The organism is Frankia sp. Cppng1_Ct_nod (assembly GCF_920656135.1).
In the GTDB taxonomy this organism is placed as follows: domain Bacteria; phylum Actinomycetota; class Actinomycetes; order Frankiales; family Frankiaceae; genus Protofrankia; species Protofrankia meridionalis.
On sequence record NZ_CAKKTK010000092.1, the window covers coordinates 1 to 16425 of the forward strand.

Consider the following 16425-nt stretch of genomic DNA (forward strand, 5'->3'; position numbering starts at 1 on the left):
GCGCCGGCACGGTCAGTCACCGGAAAGCGATGATCTCCCGGGACGGTTGGGTGAGCAGACTGCCTCGACCATCCCGGGAGACGGGTGAGCAGCTACCCCCCGACCCCATCACCCCGCTGGCGTCCCCGTCGGCGGGGTGATCGCCGTTCCGGCGACGACGGGTGTTCCCGGCTGAGGGCTCCGCGAGGTGCGGGCTCGATAAATCCTGTTAACCACCACCTGGGCCCGCGATGGCGGAACACCGGAACCGCTTGTACGACTGTAGGGGCTCCAGGGGCATATGCGGGGTGTCACGGGGACGTAAAACCGGTACCCGGGTCCGTGAACGTCGTTCCAGGAGTTTCTCGGAGAAGTTTGTTGCCCAGGCCTGAGAATCCGCTTAGTTTTTGCCTTGGCCTGCCCGACGATGCCCGACTCGCGCCGCCACCAGGCGTGAAAAAGGCTATAACCGGAGAGTGACCACTACATAGGGCGAGGTTAAAGAAAAATTTCATATGCATGTGATAGCCGCATCGGGGTAGCCTCCCAGCTGTACGGGCAGGGGACGCGAATGATCGGTTTCCCACAGAAAGGATTGCGAATGAGGATTCGCCGAAAGATAGGAATCTTTGCGGCTTCCACGGGCGTCGTAGCGGCCATGGCCCTGGTGCCGGCGACAGCCGCGTACGCAGACCCGGACAATCCGCGTGTTGATCTTTCCGGTCAGGCCCTGTGTGCAAGTGGTGCGGTGCCGGACTCGTTGACCATCAAGATTGGAACTGAGAGCCGGGGGCTGGCACCGGACCAGAACGGATTCTACAGTACGACCTTCTTCGATGTTGCCACTTTCGGCGAGGCTGGCAAAGCCTTCAAATCTTGTGCGGGTACGACCACGGTCTTTGATTTCATAGAATTCCGCCCGGCTGTCCAGGGTAGCACCTCTGATCATAGGAACTTTTTCGGATAGTAGACACGGCGGCTGACCAATACGGCCAGTTCCCTGCTCGTCGATCAGGATGAAGTGGCCTCCATCGGCTTCGACCGGCGCCGCCACCGACGGTTACCGGGATGCGATGATCTCCTGGGATGGTTGGGTGAGCAGACTGCCTCGACCATCCCGGGAGATCCGCGCGAACAGCTACCCACCGGACCGGACCGTTGCGCCGGCGTCACCGTCCGCGGGCTCTTCAGCCCCCCGGCAACGCTGGCTTCGACGGTTGGTCGGGCATGTCCTGCGGTACCGCCGCAACGTCATCTGGGCTTTCGGCGCCGCGGTGCTCGGCACCACGATCGCCGCGGTCACGCCGCTGATCGAACGCGCGGTGATCGACAACGTTATCGTCGACCACCGCGATCCGCTCGCCCCCTACGTGATCGCACTGCTCGCCGCCGGGGTGCTGCGCTTCGCGGCCGGCTTCGTCCGCCGTTACGTCGGTGGACGCCTTTCCCTCGACGTCCAGTACGACCTGCGGGACGCGGTGTTCGCCGCGCTCGCCCGCCTCGACGGTGCCCGCCAGGACAGGGTCCGGACGGGCCAGATCGTCAGCCGTTGCATCTCCGACGTCACCGTCGTGCAGGGCCTGCTGTCGTACCTGCCGTTCCTGAGCGGCAACGTCCTGCTGTTCGTACTCTCGATTGCGATCATGGTGGTGCTCTCGCCGCCGCTCACCCTGGTCGCGCTCGCCGTCGGCCCGCTGCTGTTCCTCATCGGGATCCGGGCCCGGCGCACCGTCTTCCCCGCGACGTGGGCGGCGCAGCAGCAGGCCGGCGAGGTCGCGGGTGTGGTCGAGGAGGCGGTCGCGGGCGTCCGGGTGGTCAAGGGCTTCGGGCAGGAGCACCGGGAGCTGGCCAGGCTCGCGGCCTCCGCCCAGGTCCTGTTCTCCCTGCGGATGCGGGCGGTTCGCTTCACCAGCCGGTACGCCCCGGCGCTCGCGGCGGTGCCGGCCCTCGGGCAGGTGGGGGTGTTGGCCTTCGGTGGATGGCTGGCGCTGCGCGGCAGCATCAGCCTCGGTACCTTCCTTGCGTTCAGCACCTACGTCGGCGAGCTCGTCGCGCCGACACGCATGCTCGCGGGCCTGCTCGTGGTGGGGCAGCAGGCCCGGGCGAGTGCGATCCGGGTGTTCGAGGTCATCGACACCCACCCGTTCGTCACCGAGCGGCCGGACGCGACCGGTCTCGGCCGGGCGAGGGGAACGGTCGAACTCGACAACGTCACCTTCGGCTACACCCCGGACCAGCCGGTGTTGGCCGGGGTGAGCCTGCGGGTCGAACCCGGCCGGACGCTCGCCCTTGTCGGGACGTCCGGGTCGGGCAAGTCGACGGTGGCCGCGTTGCTGTCCCGTTTCTACGATCCCGACGCAGGCTTGATCCGCATCGACGGCCACGACGTCCGGGACCTGACCCTGTCATCGCTGCGGGCACAGCTCGGGGTGGTGTTCGAGGACAGTTTCCTGTTCTCCGACTCGGTTCGCGCCAACATCGGCTACGCCCGGCCGGACGCGGACGAGGCGTCGATTGTGGCCGCGGCGCGGGCGGCCCAGGCGGACGGCTTCATCCGGGATCTCCCGGACGGGTACGACACCGTCGTGGGCGAGCAGGGGCTGACGTTGTCAGGCGGGCAGCGCCAGCGGATCGCCCTGGCCCGAGCCCTGCTCACCGACCCGCCTGTGCTGATCATGGATGACGCGACGTCCGCGGTCGACGTCCGGGTCGAGGCCGAGATCCACACCGCGTTGCGGGAGATCATGCGTGGACGGACCACTCTCCTGATCGCGCACCGCCGTTCCTCCCTGCACCTGGCCGATGAGATCGCCGTGCTCGACGCGGGACGCCTGGTCGATGTCGGCACCCACGAGGAGCTGACCGCCCGGTGCCCGCTGTACACGTTGCTGCTGTCCGGCCCGACCCTCGACCGCCCGAGCATCGGCGTGGCCGTGGATGCGGCCGTGGCCGTGGATGCGGCCGTGGGCATGGATGCGGCCGCGGGCGTGGATGCGGGCAGCTCGCGGGTCGACGGGGTCACGCCGTCGCGGTGGGCCGGCGATACCCGTGCGGTCGCTCCGAGGGTCATGCCCCGCCCGCGTCAGGCCCCTGCTGGGACCCCGGGTGGCGGCCGGGCCCGCGCAGTCGGCGGTGGCCCGTTCGCGGACCTGCCCGCCACCCCCGAACTGCTCGCGCGGGTCGACGCGCTCCCGCCGGCGACCGAGCCGGTCGGAGTCCGTGAGGCCGATGCCGCCGCGTCCGACCCGGCTTTCTCCCTGCGCCGTCTGCTGCGTGGCGTCCACGGACTGCTCGGCCTCGGCCTGCTGCTGGTCGCGCTGGACGCGGCCGCGGGCCTGACCCTGCCCGCCCTGGTGCGGCACGGGATCGACGCGGGGGTGTCCCGGACCGCGGGCACGGTGCTGTTCGTGACGTCCACGGTGGCGCTGGTCGTGGTCCTCGCGGACTGGGCTGTGCAGATCGCCCAGAACAGGGTGACCGGGCGGATGGGGGAGCGGCTGCTGTTCACCCTGCGGGTGAAGACGTTCGCCCAGCTTCAACGGCTCGGGCTGGACTACTATGAACGCGAGCTGTCCGGGCGGATCATGACCCGGATGACCACGGACGTCGATGCCCTGTCGACGTTCCTGCAGACCGGCCTGACAACCGCGGTGGTCGGCGTCCTGTCGTTCGTCGGTGTCGGCGTCGCGCTGGTCGTCCTGAACGCCCGACTGGCGCTGGTCGTGCTGCCGATGCTGCCGATCGGGATCGCCGTCACGCTGGTGTTCCGGGTGAAGTCATCCGCCGCCTACACCGAGTCACGGGAGCGGGTCAGTGCGGTCAACGCCGCGTTCCAGGAGAACCTTGCCGGCATCCGGGTCGTGCAGGCGTTCCGCCGCGAGGAACGCAACCAGGCCGACTTGCGCGGTCTCGCGGAGCACTACCGGGCGTCCCGGCTGCGGGCGCAGCGGCTCATCGCCCTGTACTTCCCGTTCATGGAGTTCTGCTCGGAGCTGGCGGCGGCGCTCGTCCTCGGCGCCGGCGCGGGGCTCGTCGCGTCCGGTTCGCTGACCACCGGCGGGCTCATCGCCTACCTGCTCTACATCGACCTGTTCTTCTCGCCGCTCCAGCAGCTGTCCCAGGTGTTCGACGGCTACCAGCAGGCGAAGGTGGGGTTGCGGCGGCTCTCAGACCTGCTGCGCACCCCGACGTCCACCCCGCAGTACCCCGATCCGGTGCCGGTGGGCCGGCTCGAGGGCGAGATCGACCTGGTCGACGTCGGGTTCCGGTACCCGGGAGCCGGCCGCCCGGCACTGGACGGGGTGAACCTGCACGTTGCCGCGGGGGAGACCGTCGCCCTGGTCGGCGAGACCGGCGCCGGGAAGTCCACCGTGGTCAAGCTGGTCGCCCGTTTCCACGATGCGATCGGCGGCACGGTGCGCATCGACGGCACCGACGTGACCCGGTTCGACCTCGCCGGTTACCGCCACCGGCTCGGGGTCGTACCGCAGGAGCCGTTCCTGTTCTCCGGGACCGTGCGCGACGCCATCGCCTACGCCCGCCCGGACGCCGACGACGGCGAGGTGGAGGCGGCGGCCCGCGCGGTCGGGGCACACTCGATGATCGTGCGGCTGTCAGGAGGCTACCTGCACCCGGTCGGGGAACGTGGCCGGGGTCTGTCGGCGGGGCAGCGCCAGTTGCTGGCGCTCGCGCGGGCGGAACTCGCGGACCCTGACATTCTGCTGCTGGACGAGGCCACCGCCTCGCTCGACCTGGCCACGGAGGCGGCGATCACCGCGGCCACGGACCGCCTCGCCCGGCGGCGGACCACCCTGGTGGTGGCGCATCGGCTGACCACCGCCGCCCGTGCGGACCGGGTCGTGGTGATGGACGGCGGTCGGATCGTCGAGCAGGGCACCCACGGCGAGCTGGTGCGGGCCGGCGGTAGGTATGCGCAGCTGTGGGCGGCGTTCAACGGCGAGGACGGGCAGGTCGGCACCGGTGCTCCGGCCGTTGCGGACGGGTCGGCCCCGGACCGGACCCGTCTGCCCGCCGCTATGGACGGGTGAGGATCGGGTCGTCGGCAGGCGGCACGTTCACGGATCTCGACTTCGGGATCTGTGCAACCTCGGCGAGTCCTGGCCCGTCGTACTGGGCGTACAGGATCCATCCGCCAGGCGGATGACCCGTCGGCGACACCCTGCGAGATCTTCCTGCTATGGAAGGTGAGGTGGGCAGATCAGGTGAGGAGACACCGACGCACACCTTCCTGGTGGTTGCGGTTTCGCGCAAGGCCGTGGATCGAATCCGGTTGCGGCATCATCGGCGCGGGACTGGTCATCACGTCCGCCGTCATGTCTGTGGACTGGGGAGAGGTACGGCAGGCGGTGCTGATGCCCGCTGTCACAGTGACGTCCGGTCCGGTGACGCCCGACAAGGCGCTGTCCGCCCCCGCGGCCGTTCAGCCCGAGGCCGCAATGCCTGGAACCGTCGGCGCCGCCACGCCGACGGCCGGCACCGGATCGCCGCCCGCGGGGACGTTACCGCCCGCGGGGACGTTACCGCCCGCGAGGACAGTGCCACCTGTGATCCCGACCCGCATCGGTCAACCCACGACCGTGACAACGATCGTCGTGACGACGCGGCCGTCACCGTTGCGGATCGTCCAGACCGTCGAGCCCCTGCCCGTTCAGACCCGGCCGCCGCCGACTTCTGTCCCACCGGTCACGCCCACGCCATCGATCGGCCTTCCCGTGCCCACGCCGACGGCCCATCCCTGACAGGGCGGACACACCCCGGTTGCGCGGCCACGTGTCCGGCCACGTGTCCGGCCACGTGCCCGGACACGTCTGCGGCCGCACGACAGCGGGTGTTCGTCGTATGGTCTGGCTGAACGGTGAACCGTACACGTCGACCCTGGCATTCATGAAAGCAGGCGGCTGGTCATGAGTGTCGGAACCACATCCCCGGCGCTGTCGTACCGCTGTGCTCCGTGGACCCAGGAGCAGGGTGTGGACCCGATCGGCTCCGCTCTCACCTGCGACACCTTCGTGCTTGTGGAGATACCACCGCCATGGCCACACGACGTGAGCGAGATACCGGCCTTCGCCGAGGTGATGCGCCGGGGCCTTCGCCGTACCCGGCTGCTCGCCGCCGCGCCGGCCGATGACCCCGGGGGAGACCCGGCGGGCAGGCCCGCTGATCGTCTGGACCCGAGAGCTGGCGTGCTGGTCACGCTGTGGTGCCGCCAGGCGTCGAACAGGTTCCGGGGTACCGACCACATGGTGCCCCACGACCGTCTTGCCGAGGGGCTTGTGCGGCTTCTGAGCGGCGTGGACGCCCTGGGCATGAATGATCGTGGCGTGGACGCCCTGAGCGTTGATGACCTGGGTATGAGCACTGCGGCGCGCACCGCGCCTGCCGAGGTCCTGCTGTGCGGCCATGGTGTGCGTGACCGTTGCTGCGGCCGGGAAGGGGTCCGCCTGCAGCTCGAGGTGGCATCGGCCTGGCCCGGCGTGCGGGTCCGCCGCTGTAGCCACACCGGCGGTCACCGGTTCGCCCCGACCGGGTTCACCCTTCCCGACGGGCGGGCCTGGGGGTTCCTCGACGCCGCGGCCCTCGACGGGATCATCGGTCGCGGTGGCCGGCCCACCGATCTGCGCGGCAGGTACCGCGGTACCACCGCGCTCGACCGGTGGGGCCAGGTGGTGGAGCGGGAGCTGTTCGAGCGGTTCGGCTGGGGCTGGCTCGATCACGAGCTCATCTCGGCGCGCACCGAGGTCGCTGACGGCGGGCGGACGGCAACCGTGGAGCTGGCCTGGCAGGGACCGGCCGGGTCGGGAACAGCCACCGCGTCGGTCGAAGTGGTTCGCGATGTCCCCGTCCTGGTGTGCGGTGAGCCTCCGGAGCTTGCCGAGAAGACAAATCCGGAACTGGCACTACGGTCGATCACGATCAGTTCTGACCGCGAGCAAGGAGCCCGGGTATGAGCGTCAGCGGTGCCCCGGTCTCACCGGCGCAGGTCGTCAGGGCGTACTTCGAGGCGAACGCGGCGTTGGACGCGGACGCGGTCGGCGCCCTGTACGCGCCCGCCGGCGAGATGGTCGTCAACGGCGTCCTCCTCCGAGCAGGCAGGCAGGCCATCACCGAGCACTACCGGCAGTGGATGACCGCTTTCGCGCCCGGTGACATCGCAACTGTTCTCGGGTCGATCCTGGTCGACGGTGAGCACGCCGCCGTCCAGGCGGAGGCGGTGACCCGCGGCGAGTCGACGTGGCTGGGTGACTTCTTCGTCATCCGGGACGGCCTGATCCAACGGCTGGCGACCTATGTGAACGTCGGCTCCCTCGACGATGCCCTGGCCTCGGGAGCGCGCAAGGGCTGAGGGACTGCCCTCGACATGCTTGTGTCATCGCGTGGCCGGTAGGTTGCGTGGCCGGTAGGGGGTGCGGGATGGCCGTGGTTCTGCAGCTGGCCGTGGCGATCGTGGCCGAGATCGTCGGCACCACGTCGTTGCGGGCCTCCGACGGATTCACCCGGCTGTGGCCGTCCGTGCTGGTGTGCGTCTGTTACCCCCTGTCGTTCTACCTGCTGTCCCTGGTGCTGCGGCAGCTCTCGATCGGGGTCGCATACGCGGTGTGGTCGGCCGTGGGGACCGCCGCTATAGTGATCATCGGCGTGGTTGCCTACGGGGAGTCGCTGACCGCGATCCGGGTCATCTCACTGGTTCTCGTCGTGTTGGGCGTTATCGGCCTGCAGCTCGGTGGGGCCCACCGGTGATCCGGCCCATCGGGTAGCGGCGTTCACAGGTGGTCGGGCCGTCCGTGGCGGGCTCACTGTCCAACGTGGGGTGAGCTCAGTTCGGGTCTGTCGCTCACGGGCCGTCCTTCGCGCGCTCGATGACCTCCTCGTCCGTCAGCGGGCTCCTGGGATGGTGGCTCAGGCACAGCGGTGTCTGCAGCTTCTGGAACGCGAATCCTTCACCCGCGGCGTAGAACTGGCCGACCCCCAGCTGGCCGATGTCCGATGCCTCACCGCCCCTGACCTTGGCCATGTCCTTGGCCGCGTCGATCTGGACCGGGGCGTTGAGCCGGCCGAAGAACTGGGTGGTGGCGTTGCCCGGGATCTGGTTGTGCAGCCCCTTGGGAGCCTGTGTCGCGAAGACGAGACCGAGTCCGTACTTTCGCGCCTGCGACGCGAGCGCCAGGGTGCTCTTTGTACATGGGGTCGATCCAGTTGACGGAGCAAACGTCTGAGCCTCGTCCATCACGAACAGTCCGCCCAGCGGTCGGTCGCCCGCCGGGTTTTTCTTGGCCCAGGCAAACAGCGCCATCTGCAGCTGGTTGACGAAGCTCTGACGCTGTTCGTCGCCGGGGAGCCCCGCCAGATTGATCACTGACACCCGGGCCCGTCGGCCGGCCGGAGGCGTCAGCAGCTCGCCCGGGTCGACAGCTTCCCCCTGGCCGCCGAAGAGCGGATCGGTCACTGTCGCTGCGCTGAGCGTCTGTTCCATCTCTTGTGCGATCTTGCCATCGGGATCGAGGCGCGTCACGCCGTCGGGCAGGTCGGACAACAGTTCGAGGAACGCGTCGAGGCCGGTCCGGTTGCCGCGTGCGAAGAACTCGAGGGCCTGGTGCAGTATCGCCCTGCCCACGCCCGCCTTGCGGGTACTCCCCGCGACGTTTGCTCTGACCGCGAGGGTGGTGACGGCCGCGTCGATCGCGATACCGAACTCATCGGGATCACCGAGCAGGCCCCGGAAGTCCGGTAGCGGCTGAAAGCTCAAGGGCCGACCCCCCTGACGCCGCGGCGTCCACACCACCACGTCCGTCTCCGCCAGGTACTCCTTGGCCAGGACGGCGTCATCCTCGGCCCACTGTGCCGGCGGCTGTAGCCAGGCGTCACCCAACCGGGCAAGGTCGTTGTTGGGGTCCAGCACGATCGAGGAGACACCGCGCAGGGCGCACTCCTCGACCAGACGCCGGATGAGTACCGTCTTACCCGAACCGGAACCAGCGAAGATCGCGATGTGCCTGCGCAACGATTCCAGTTCGACCTGCACCGGCGTCCGGCCGGTCACCGGCAGACCGATCGTGATGCGCGAGGCCCCGGTCGCACCCGTCCCGGCGCCCGGGTCAGCCGCCGTCGGGGCAGGGGCCGCCGTCGGGGCAGGGGCCGCCGTCGGGGCAGGGACCGCCGCGTCGGCGAGGACGGCGCTCAGCAGCTTCGAGTCGCTGGCCGGCCGGCGGGCGACGAGCCAGTCCCGCAGGTTGGGACGGTTCTCGGCCAGCATCTTCTCCAGCGCGGCGAACGTCTTGAGGTCGCCGCCGTCCAGCGCAAGGGTGATGCCGCCGGCCGCGGTGAACGCCTCGATCGCCTCCTTCGTGCGGGCGCCGTTGCTCCAGGCTGCGTTGCGTAACAGGAAAAGACGGCGTTTGCCTCCGCTCTGATCGATGCCGGCCATCGTGCAGGCGCCGCGGATCCGGTTGAGCGCGGCGATGGCCTGATCGCTCGTGACCGCACGGAAGGCCCAGTGGATCTCGTCGCCGGTGTTCTCGTCGAGGGTGCGGCGCAGGCGGGCATGCAGGGCGGGCTTCGGCCCCGGCAGCGGATCCCGGGAAAAGGCGTCCCCGTTCTCGCCGTGTTCGGCGATCCAGGCTGTCAGACCGGCCGCGAGAAGCCTCGGAACGACGATGTCCTCCGCATCGGCGACCAGGGCGGCGTCGACGTCGGCGCTGTTCCGGAGTTCGTCGAACCTGAAGTCCAGCGAATCGCGATCCGGATTATGGCCGGGATCCGGATCGATGGGGTCGATGGGGTCGATGGGGTCGATAACCGGGGGCTTGCCGGCTTCCGTCCCGCTGCTTTCCTCGCCGAGCCTTTCCAGCTCCGGAAAATCGTCATTGGCCAGGCATTTCTGGACGTGGTTGTCTATACGTTGGAGTAGGAGCCTCGGTGTATATGACGGGGCATCGGCGAAGGCGGATTCTTTTACCGGCCAGGTTGGATGCGGCGCCTTGAAGTATATCTTCCGGAAGCGATCGGCGAAGCGTTTCTCGACGATCTTCCTACCGATCTCCGGGGTTTCTATCCTGTTCAGGGTGGTGAGTTCACGGAACCGGTCGCTCACCGTGGCAACGGCATGGTCCTTGATGAGGACCCAGGTGTTCGGAAGGCATGCGACTATGCACAGTGTGCGCGCTGTCACGTCACGCAGCACGAGTAGTCCGTCCGCCACCTGGTCGAAAAGCGGGTTGGGGCGCCAGTCGTCCGGTCCGGCCTCCTCGTTCACGACGGACAACGTCGTTTCCGCGACAACCGTGTCTATCTGGTCGATGGCTATTACGCTCGGGCCGGTGAGCGCCAGCAGGCGCGAGATCTCACTGACGATCTGCCGCGCCGGTTTCGCGGGCGTGCGCATGCCCCGGGCCGAGCGTTCACCTGGTTCCTGCTCCTCCATCGACTGGAGGTAGCTCTGGCCGACGTCCTGCGCCGCGAAGTCGGCGGCGCCGTACAGGACCATCGCCCGGAGCGTGTCCTGACACTCCGATCCGAGCTTGCGGTCGAACGTCCGCAGCCCGACGATGAAGTCCTTCAGATGTTCCGGGGTCAGTTCGGTGTCACCGACGACGCCGGCACGCACCGGGTCCGGGACATCGAGCAGCGACGACATCCGCCGGAGGAAGACCGAAAGCTGGGTGCCCTGACCGTCGACGTCGCGCAGCAGGTTCTCCAGCATGGATCCGGCGACGCTTTCCCAGAAGGTCGTCCCGCTCAGGGGACCGACGAGAAAGAAGTAGCCGCCGAGGCTGTGGACCCTCTCCCGTACCCAGCCGAGCAGATGGGTCTTTCCCGCCCCGCGTTGGCCCTGGACGACGATCCCGATGGGACTGGAACCGCCGCTCGCCACCGCGTCGGCCATCCCGGCGTCGATGCTGCGGGTGGCATGGGCGTGCAGCCCCTCCACGTGAACCGACGACCTCTTCCACACGTCCTCCGGCGTGCGGGCCCAGTCGAGCCGCAGAGCGGCGAACGCGTCCCGCTTCGAGGCTGTCATGCGTCCTCGATCGCGAGAAGGTGGTTGTCCTGGCCGCCGATGTTCACCGCCGCCGCCCGGTCCCTGCCGGCCAGCGTCTTCTGGTTCTCCTCGGGTATGAGGCTCACACGCGGGCCGCGGTCCATCCGGCGCAGCGCCGCGTCGACGTCGGCCTGCTCGGCGTCACCGAGCAGGGGACGTAGTCGGGCAAGGCTCACCCAGCTGCCAGGGTGCTTGGCGAGCTGCTGATAGGCGTCCCGGATACGAGCCTCGAGATCGGGCCCGCCGGGGTCGGTCGCAGGTGGCGCCGGTGTCGCCGATTCGGCCTCGGGCGGGGATTCGCCTGCGGGTCGGAAGACGTCGGCGGGGACGAGACCTTCCTGTTCGAGGTAGCGGTTGACGCCAGCCAGCACGGCATACAGCGCACCGACGGCGACGCCACCGCGCTTCGGACGCGGCGCCGACAGTTCCGCACGGCACCGCGCCCACCCGCTGTCGGTCAGCTCGTGAAGAAACGGACGACCCGCACGCCGGCTCTCCACCAGTTTCAGGTCGTTGAGCTTCTTGCGTGAGGCGCCATCGAGCGTCAGACCGTAGGCGTTCTTCAGCTCCGGATTGGAGACCTCGGTGGCCTCGGCCATCAGTGCGAGAAGGATCCCCACCTCACTGCTGGTCAACGTCTCGCTGGGCATTTCCCTATTCCTCCCGCTATCCTTGGCGCCGGGTCCGGATGAAACGCTCGATCCGGAGGAGTACCGCATCCAGATCATGAATGATCTGGGTGTTCGTGAATCGCAGCACGGCGAAGCCGTCCAGTTGGAGGTCCACGTCACGGCGCCGGTCCGCCTCATACCGCGGTATTGCACGGTGTTCCGGACCGTCCACCTCGACGACGCATCGTTCGGCGGACCACAGCAGATCCAGCCGGACCGGGTTGACGAGCGGACCGAAGCGGTAGGTCTGGTTCCAGGCCCGACCCATCGCCCACGGCTGTGCCGCCAGCGCCGTTTCCAGGATCTGCTCGGCCTGGCTCGCCGGATGCGGTCGCCCGGCCAGAGCCGGGTAGCTGATGGACGGAAGTTCGGCGGGGTCGGAATCGGTGAACGTCCGCTGGTCGGTGATTTCCGCGGCCGTCCCGGTCAGGCGCACCGTGGCTGAACAGACCCGGTCGACGGTATGTAACGCAGCGCCCGTGAGCCACACGCCGGCACGACCGTGGTAGGTGAGCCATTCGAACGCCGTCACCAACGACCGTTCCTCCGCGGGCGTGAGCCCGTCGGGCACCTGCACGAGGATGGCGGTGCGAGTGCGGTGGAAACTGGTGGCGACAACCCGGGTCAGTCCGACGGCGCGTACCTCGTCCACGAACTTCGCGGTCGAAGGCTTCCCGCCGGCCAGCGACCGCTCCGCCAGATCGGCGAGAAAAGGCCCGAAATCAGGTGCGGTGGCAGCGGCCCTGCGGGCCAGGACGCGTGCCGCGGCGGTTCCCGCGCCGGCGGGTCCGTCGAGTAACTCCGCATCGGGAAGCCAGGCCGGGAACAGGGCCGTGGCGACCGTGTCCAAGGCGTCCAGCACATTTTTGATCATTGAGGTGGCAGGCGTCATGGCAACCGGTCGGTACCTGACGACAGCGGGCGCATCGTCCGGCAGGGGTTCCAGTGATAATGCGATGGCCTCGGTGCCCGCCTCGGTCAGGCGTACCACGCGATCGAGCGGCAGCTGTGCCCACGACCATGTCACCGCTTCACCCCCGACCGTGATGGCTTTGGCTCCGAAATGGATGCCTACCGCCACGGAGCCCCCGCATCCGGTGACAGGATTTCACACGGTCCGAGCGGCCGATCGACGCACCCGTCGTGAACGCCTCCGCCGTCGTGATCGCTCATTACCCAGCGGGACGACGGGCCGTCGCAGGTTATGGCCGTCCGTAGAGGTCATCGAGTCCGACAAGGATGATGCTGTTGTCCTCGGCGGCGTGTCCCCGGAGTTCAGCACTGAACCCGGCACCGCTGTAGCAGGCGAGTTTCGCGCTCTCAGCTCCGAGGCGTCCCTGCGCGGTGAGCAGGGTGCGGATCCGACGGAGTCGCTCGAGATGGCCCATGCCTATGATCTCGCCCCATTTCGCCTCTCCGATCGCGATCAGGGGCGTGCGGTTGTCGTCGTCGAGACCGAAAGCGACGACGTCCAGTTCGTGGCTGGTCCTGTTCGCCGGGTCGTTGACGGTTCCCGCGCCGACACGGTTGGGGTAGTCATCGAAATGTTCGGTCGTGGCCAGGTACCGGGTCCAGCGGCGGCAGATGTGTTCGAAGTGCGGGCCCAGGACGTTGCCGTCGAACCTGCGCCGGCTGCGTTGCCATAGCCGGGTGGCGTCGCGGGTGTGTTCGAGGTCGGACCAGATCGGGCGCATCACGGCGTGGTAGAAGGTCACGAGTGGTTCGGCGATCCGGAACCGGCTCCGGTTGTCCTTGAAGACATCGGGTTCACGCATGATCATGCCGCAGTCTTCGAGGACGGTCAGCGGATGCGCGAGGTCACCGGATTTGCGGCCCAGATAGGAAGCAATACCCCCGCGGTTCGTATTGCCGGCCGCGATCGCCGCGAGCACCGAATGATACAGACCGGTATCGTGCAGGTCCGGTTCGTCCGCGAGCAGATACCGGGCCTCGCGGAACAGCGGGCTGGCGGGGGAAAGCACGGTGCGGATGACCCAGGGGTCGAAGTCGTCGGGGCCCGCGGGCACGTCGTCGCGGACGAATTCCCGGCGGTAGGCCGGGGTTCCGCCGACGATCGCATTGACCCTGAGGGCGGTGGCCGGGTCGTCGATTCCCCAGAACTCGGCGGCGAGACGGTGGTCCAGGGTCGGTACGACGAGCTCGAGCCCGGCGCGTCCGCGCAGTGGTGCGTTGCCACCCAGCAGCCGGCCCATGAAGGACATGGCTGATCCGCACAGCAGGAGGCGGGTGCGGCTGGTATCCCGTTCCTCGCGCAGTGGGGCGAGTGCGTTCTGGATGATGGACGGCAGGCGCGGATTGGCCTTGGCCAGGTATGGGAACTCGTCGATAACGACGGGGACGCAGCGGTCGCGGCCGAGTGCGAGCAGGGAGTCGATGGCCGTGTGCCAGGTATCGAAGATCAGCGGGGCAGGGGTGTCAAGGTAGTCCGCGAGGACGGCGCCGATCCGGTGGAGTGACTCGCCGTCGGCGGCTTCATCGGCAGCGAAGTAGAAGCCGCCGGTCGCCTGGCACAGCGCCCGGAGGAGGAAGGTCTTGCCTTGACGTCGGCGTCCGGACACGACACCGAGCGTGGCTCCATCGGCCGGATCGGTGGCGAAATCGGCGAGCGCGGTCCACTCGTACTCCCGGTCGAACATTTCGCTCGGCCTGCGCGGTACGCGCATCGCAAAGATCTCCCCGTCCGTACGCCCCGTAGAACTGCACCTATGATAACTGCACCTATGGCAGGCTCTGGCCTGGCGGCATCCGGCGGGTGCACACTCCCACCCCATCCCGGCCGTTCCCGGTGGTCACAAACCGGTTGCGTCCATACGATCGCGACCGGCCTGCGGTGGAAGCGCCTGCGCGATCCGCTCACCCTCGTCAGGGAAGTGGACGCCGCAGGCCGGAGGCGCACGCGGTGGGAGACTGGCTGGCTATCCGCGGGTGGGAGCTCGTCTCATTCGACGACCTGGGGTAGCTGGCGAAGCGGCTCCAGTGCGGGGTGCTCCTGTAGCCCGCGTCGGCCGTACAGGGCCCACGTGACAATGGTTGCGATCGCCGGACCGCTGTGACCTTCCAGCCGAAGGGGGGCCGTATCGGCGAAATCGAAGACGACGGACCAGTTCAGCGGTTCCGGGTAAAATGAGCCGATCGCGGCGTAGTAGAAGCTCAGCCATCGTCCGGCCACGTTGCAGATGACTCGCTGGTTGGTGATGATGACACGAGTTGTCTGGTGTTCTCGCCATCGTCGGGCGGCCTCCGCCATGGCCGTGGCACGACGAGATCTGTTCCCAAACGCGGTCAGGGCGTATCCGGCGGCCATGAAGGGAGCGCTACCGAAGAAAAAGCCGTCGACATGGACGTAACGACCGTCCCCACCGTAGTAGCGGGAGTAGGTCGCCGTGAAATCGAGGTACGCGTTCTCATTCGGGTGCAGGACCAGGCCCCAGATGGTGATGGGATGAAGCGGGTTGTCCGCGGCGAGATGATTCAGCAGGTCGCGGGCGCCATCCCAGCTTTCCTTCAGCGCCGCGTGCAGCTGCGCGTCACGTTCGATGACCAGGGTTTCCCCACGGGTGTAAAGGCCGTGAGCGTGGCGGTACACGCGATAGGCGCGCGATCCGTAGATTCCGGTGAAGGCCAGGCTGGCAAGGAAGACGAAGACGATGATGAGTCCGACAATGCCGCGGAGCGTCACCCCAGTGTCCTGCGTATTCCGCTGAGCGTCATCCGATCCCATGGCGGCGAGGGCGATGAACGCGACGATCGTGAGAACGAGGGGAATGAGCCACGACAGGTGCCTCTTCACAGCATCGACTCCATGATCTGGGCGTGTTCGCCGCGCGGATCCGACTCGTAGGGGACCAACCGAGCGGGACCGAGGGTGACTGTATCGGTATATATAAATATGTGTCATGAATTGGTACGTGGTTGGTCCCGTCGGGCCAGGCGACGCTTGGTGTCGTCGTCACTCAGCAGCGCTTCACGGTCACCGTTGGTTCGCGAACCGGGAGTCCCTGATCTCGCCTTGGATGCGAAGGCGGCGTGCTGCCGGCCGAGTCATACCATGTCGCGATGCCAACTCTCTTGATCGTTCACCACACTCCCTCGCCGTCCATGGAGACGATGCTGGAGGCGGTGCTCGCCGGTGCCACCGACGACGCGATCGAGGGGGTGGACGTCGTTACCCGCCGAGCGCTGGCTGCGTCCGTTGTGGACGTGCTCACCGCGGACGTTTATCTGCTTGGGACACCCGCCAACATCGGCTACATGTCCGGCGCGCTCAAGCACTTCTTCGACCAGATCTACTATCCGTGCCTGGATGCCACCGTTGGCCGGCCGTACGCGCTCGTCCCGTCTACAGGGCCTGGTCTGCGCGGGCTGCCGACGTCCGGTTCCGCGAATACCCGTCGTTGAGATGGAGGTTGATAGAGCCGCCAGGCATGGAGGTAAGGACGGGAGTTGCGATGATCGCCATCCCGCCGGGGCAGGTGACGCTGTCGGATCAGCGGATGCGACGCAGGTGGTCGGTCGAGCTTGCGCCGTTCTATCTTGCCGCGTTTCCGGTCACCCAGGCGCGGTACGCACAGGTCGCCGGTGAGCGGCCGAGCGCTGCTCGTGGGGATCAGCTACCGGTTGAGAGTGTTTCCTGGCAGGACGCCGTCCGATTCTGCAACGCACTTTCTCAATGTGAGGGCTTGACGCCTGCCTACAGCA

Annotated in this window: 12 protein-coding genes and 1 pseudogene; 7 read left to right on the forward strand and 6 right to left on the reverse strand. The window is 68.0% G+C overall.

Annotation, left to right across the window (positions count from 1 at the left end; all coding sequences use genetic code 11):
- Nucleotides 1-490 precede the first annotated feature (490 nt).
- The gene (locus NBW77_RS19445; protein WP_131746544.1) at nt 491-1033 is read right to left on the reverse strand and encodes a hypothetical protein; all 543 of its coding nucleotides are present in this window, start codon (nt 1031-1033) and stop codon (nt 491-493) included.
- A 49-nt stretch (nt 1034-1082) separates the two neighbouring features.
- On the opposite strand from NBW77_RS19445, the gene NBW77_RS19450 reads away from it, so the two are divergent.
- The 5 genes from NBW77_RS19450 to NBW77_RS19470 all read left to right on the forward strand — a co-directional run bounded on the left by NBW77_RS19450 (nt 1083) and on the right by NBW77_RS19470 (nt 7737).
- A complete protein-coding gene (locus NBW77_RS19450) occupies nt 1083-5027 on the forward strand; it encodes an ABC transporter ATP-binding protein (protein WP_502799503.1) in 3945 nt (1314 codons plus the stop codon).
- A 324-nt stretch (nt 5028-5351) separates the two neighbouring features.
- Entirely contained in the window at nt 5352-5738 is a 387-nt protein-coding gene (locus NBW77_RS19455) for a hypothetical protein (protein WP_131746546.1), read from the forward strand.
- A gap of 165 nt (nt 5739-5903) precedes the next feature.
- Nucleotides 5904-6947, forward strand: a complete 1044-nt coding sequence (locus NBW77_RS19460; RefSeq protein WP_131746547.1) for a ferredoxin family protein — start codon at nt 5904-5906, stop codon at nt 6945-6947.
- Nucleotides 6944-7342 carry a nuclear transport factor 2 family protein gene (locus NBW77_RS19465; RefSeq protein WP_131746548.1) on the forward strand — a complete coding sequence of 133 codons (399 nt, stop codon included), beginning with the start codon at nt 6944-6946 and terminating at the stop codon, nt 7340-7342. Before NBW77_RS19460 ends, NBW77_RS19465 begins: the two co-directional genes overlap by 4 nt.
- 68 nt (nt 7343-7410) lie before the next feature.
- The gene (locus NBW77_RS19470; RefSeq protein WP_131746549.1) at nt 7411-7737 is read left to right on the forward strand and encodes a DMT family transporter; all 327 of its coding nucleotides are present in this window, start codon (nt 7411-7413) and stop codon (nt 7735-7737) included.
- 94 nt (nt 7738-7831) lie between these two features.
- Here the strand turns inward: NBW77_RS19470 and NBW77_RS19475 are convergent, their stop codons facing one another.
- From NBW77_RS19475 to NBW77_RS19495, 5 genes are all read right to left on the reverse strand, one after another.
- Complete coding sequence (locus NBW77_RS19475) at nt 7832-11014, reverse strand: helicase HerA domain-containing protein (RefSeq protein WP_250280117.1); 3183 nt, start codon at nt 11012-11014, stop codon at nt 7832-7834.
- Nucleotides 11011-11685, reverse strand: coding sequence for a hypothetical protein (locus NBW77_RS19480; protein WP_207386966.1), 675 nt, complete (start codon nt 11683-11685; stop codon nt 11011-11013). The genes NBW77_RS19475 and NBW77_RS19480 overlap by 4 nt, the downstream gene beginning before the upstream one ends.
- Nucleotides 11686-11701: 16 nt before the next feature.
- Nucleotides 11702-12787 (reverse strand): endonuclease domain-containing protein, encoded by a 1086-nt coding sequence (locus tag NBW77_RS19485; RefSeq protein ID WP_131746551.1) that lies wholly within the window; start codon nt 12785-12787, stop codon nt 11702-11704.
- A 121-nt stretch (nt 12788-12908) separates the two neighbouring features.
- A complete protein-coding gene (locus NBW77_RS19490; RefSeq protein ID WP_207386967.1) occupies nt 12909-14390 on the reverse strand; it encodes an ATP-binding protein in 1482 nt (493 codons plus the stop codon).
- Nucleotides 14391-14665: 275 nt separating this feature from the next.
- Nucleotides 14666-15517, reverse strand: a complete 852-nt coding sequence (locus NBW77_RS19495; protein WP_131746552.1) for a hypothetical protein — start codon at nt 15515-15517, stop codon at nt 14666-14668.
- A gap of 266 nt (nt 15518-15783) precedes the next feature.
- Between NBW77_RS19495 and NBW77_RS19500 the strand changes: the two are divergent.
- Together NBW77_RS19500 and NBW77_RS19505 are read left to right on the forward strand one after the other, a co-directional pair.
- Nucleotides 15784-16089, forward strand: a pseudogene (locus NBW77_RS19500) (flavodoxin family protein); the annotation flags it as partial.
- An 86-nt stretch (nt 16090-16175) separates the two neighbouring features.
- A partial coding sequence (locus tag NBW77_RS19505; protein WP_207386968.1) for an SUMF1/EgtB/PvdO family nonheme iron enzyme occupies nt 16176-16425 on the forward strand: 250 nt, incomplete at its 3' end.

Bases quoted from the DNA above. Each gene is read 5' to 3' on its own strand.
- NBW77_RS19455 (WP_131746546.1), top strand. From the start codon at position 5,352: ATGCCCGCTGTCACAGTGACGTCCGGTCCGGTGACGCCCGACAAGGCG.
- NBW77_RS19460 (WP_131746547.1), top strand. From the start codon at position 5,904: ATGAGTGTCGGAACCACATCCCCGGCGCTGTCGTACCGCTGTGCTCCG.
- NBW77_RS19465 (WP_131746548.1), top strand. From the start codon at position 6,944: ATGAGCGTCAGCGGTGCCCCGGTCTCACCGGCGCAGGTCGTCAGGGCG.
- NBW77_RS19470 (WP_131746549.1), top strand. From the start codon at position 7,411: ATGGCCGTGGTTCTGCAGCTGGCCGTGGCGATCGTGGCCGAGATCGTC.
- NBW77_RS19475 (WP_250280117.1), bottom strand. From the start codon at position 11,014: ATGACAGCCTCGAAGCGGGACGCGTTCGCCGCTCTGCGGCTCGACTGG.
- NBW77_RS19480 (WP_207386966.1), bottom strand. From the start codon at position 11,685: ATGCCCAGCGAGACGTTGACCAGCAGTGAGGTGGGGATCCTTCTCGCA.
- NBW77_RS19490 (WP_207386967.1), bottom strand. From the start codon at position 14,390: ATGCGCGTACCGCGCAGGCCGAGCGAAATGTTCGACCGGGAGTACGAG.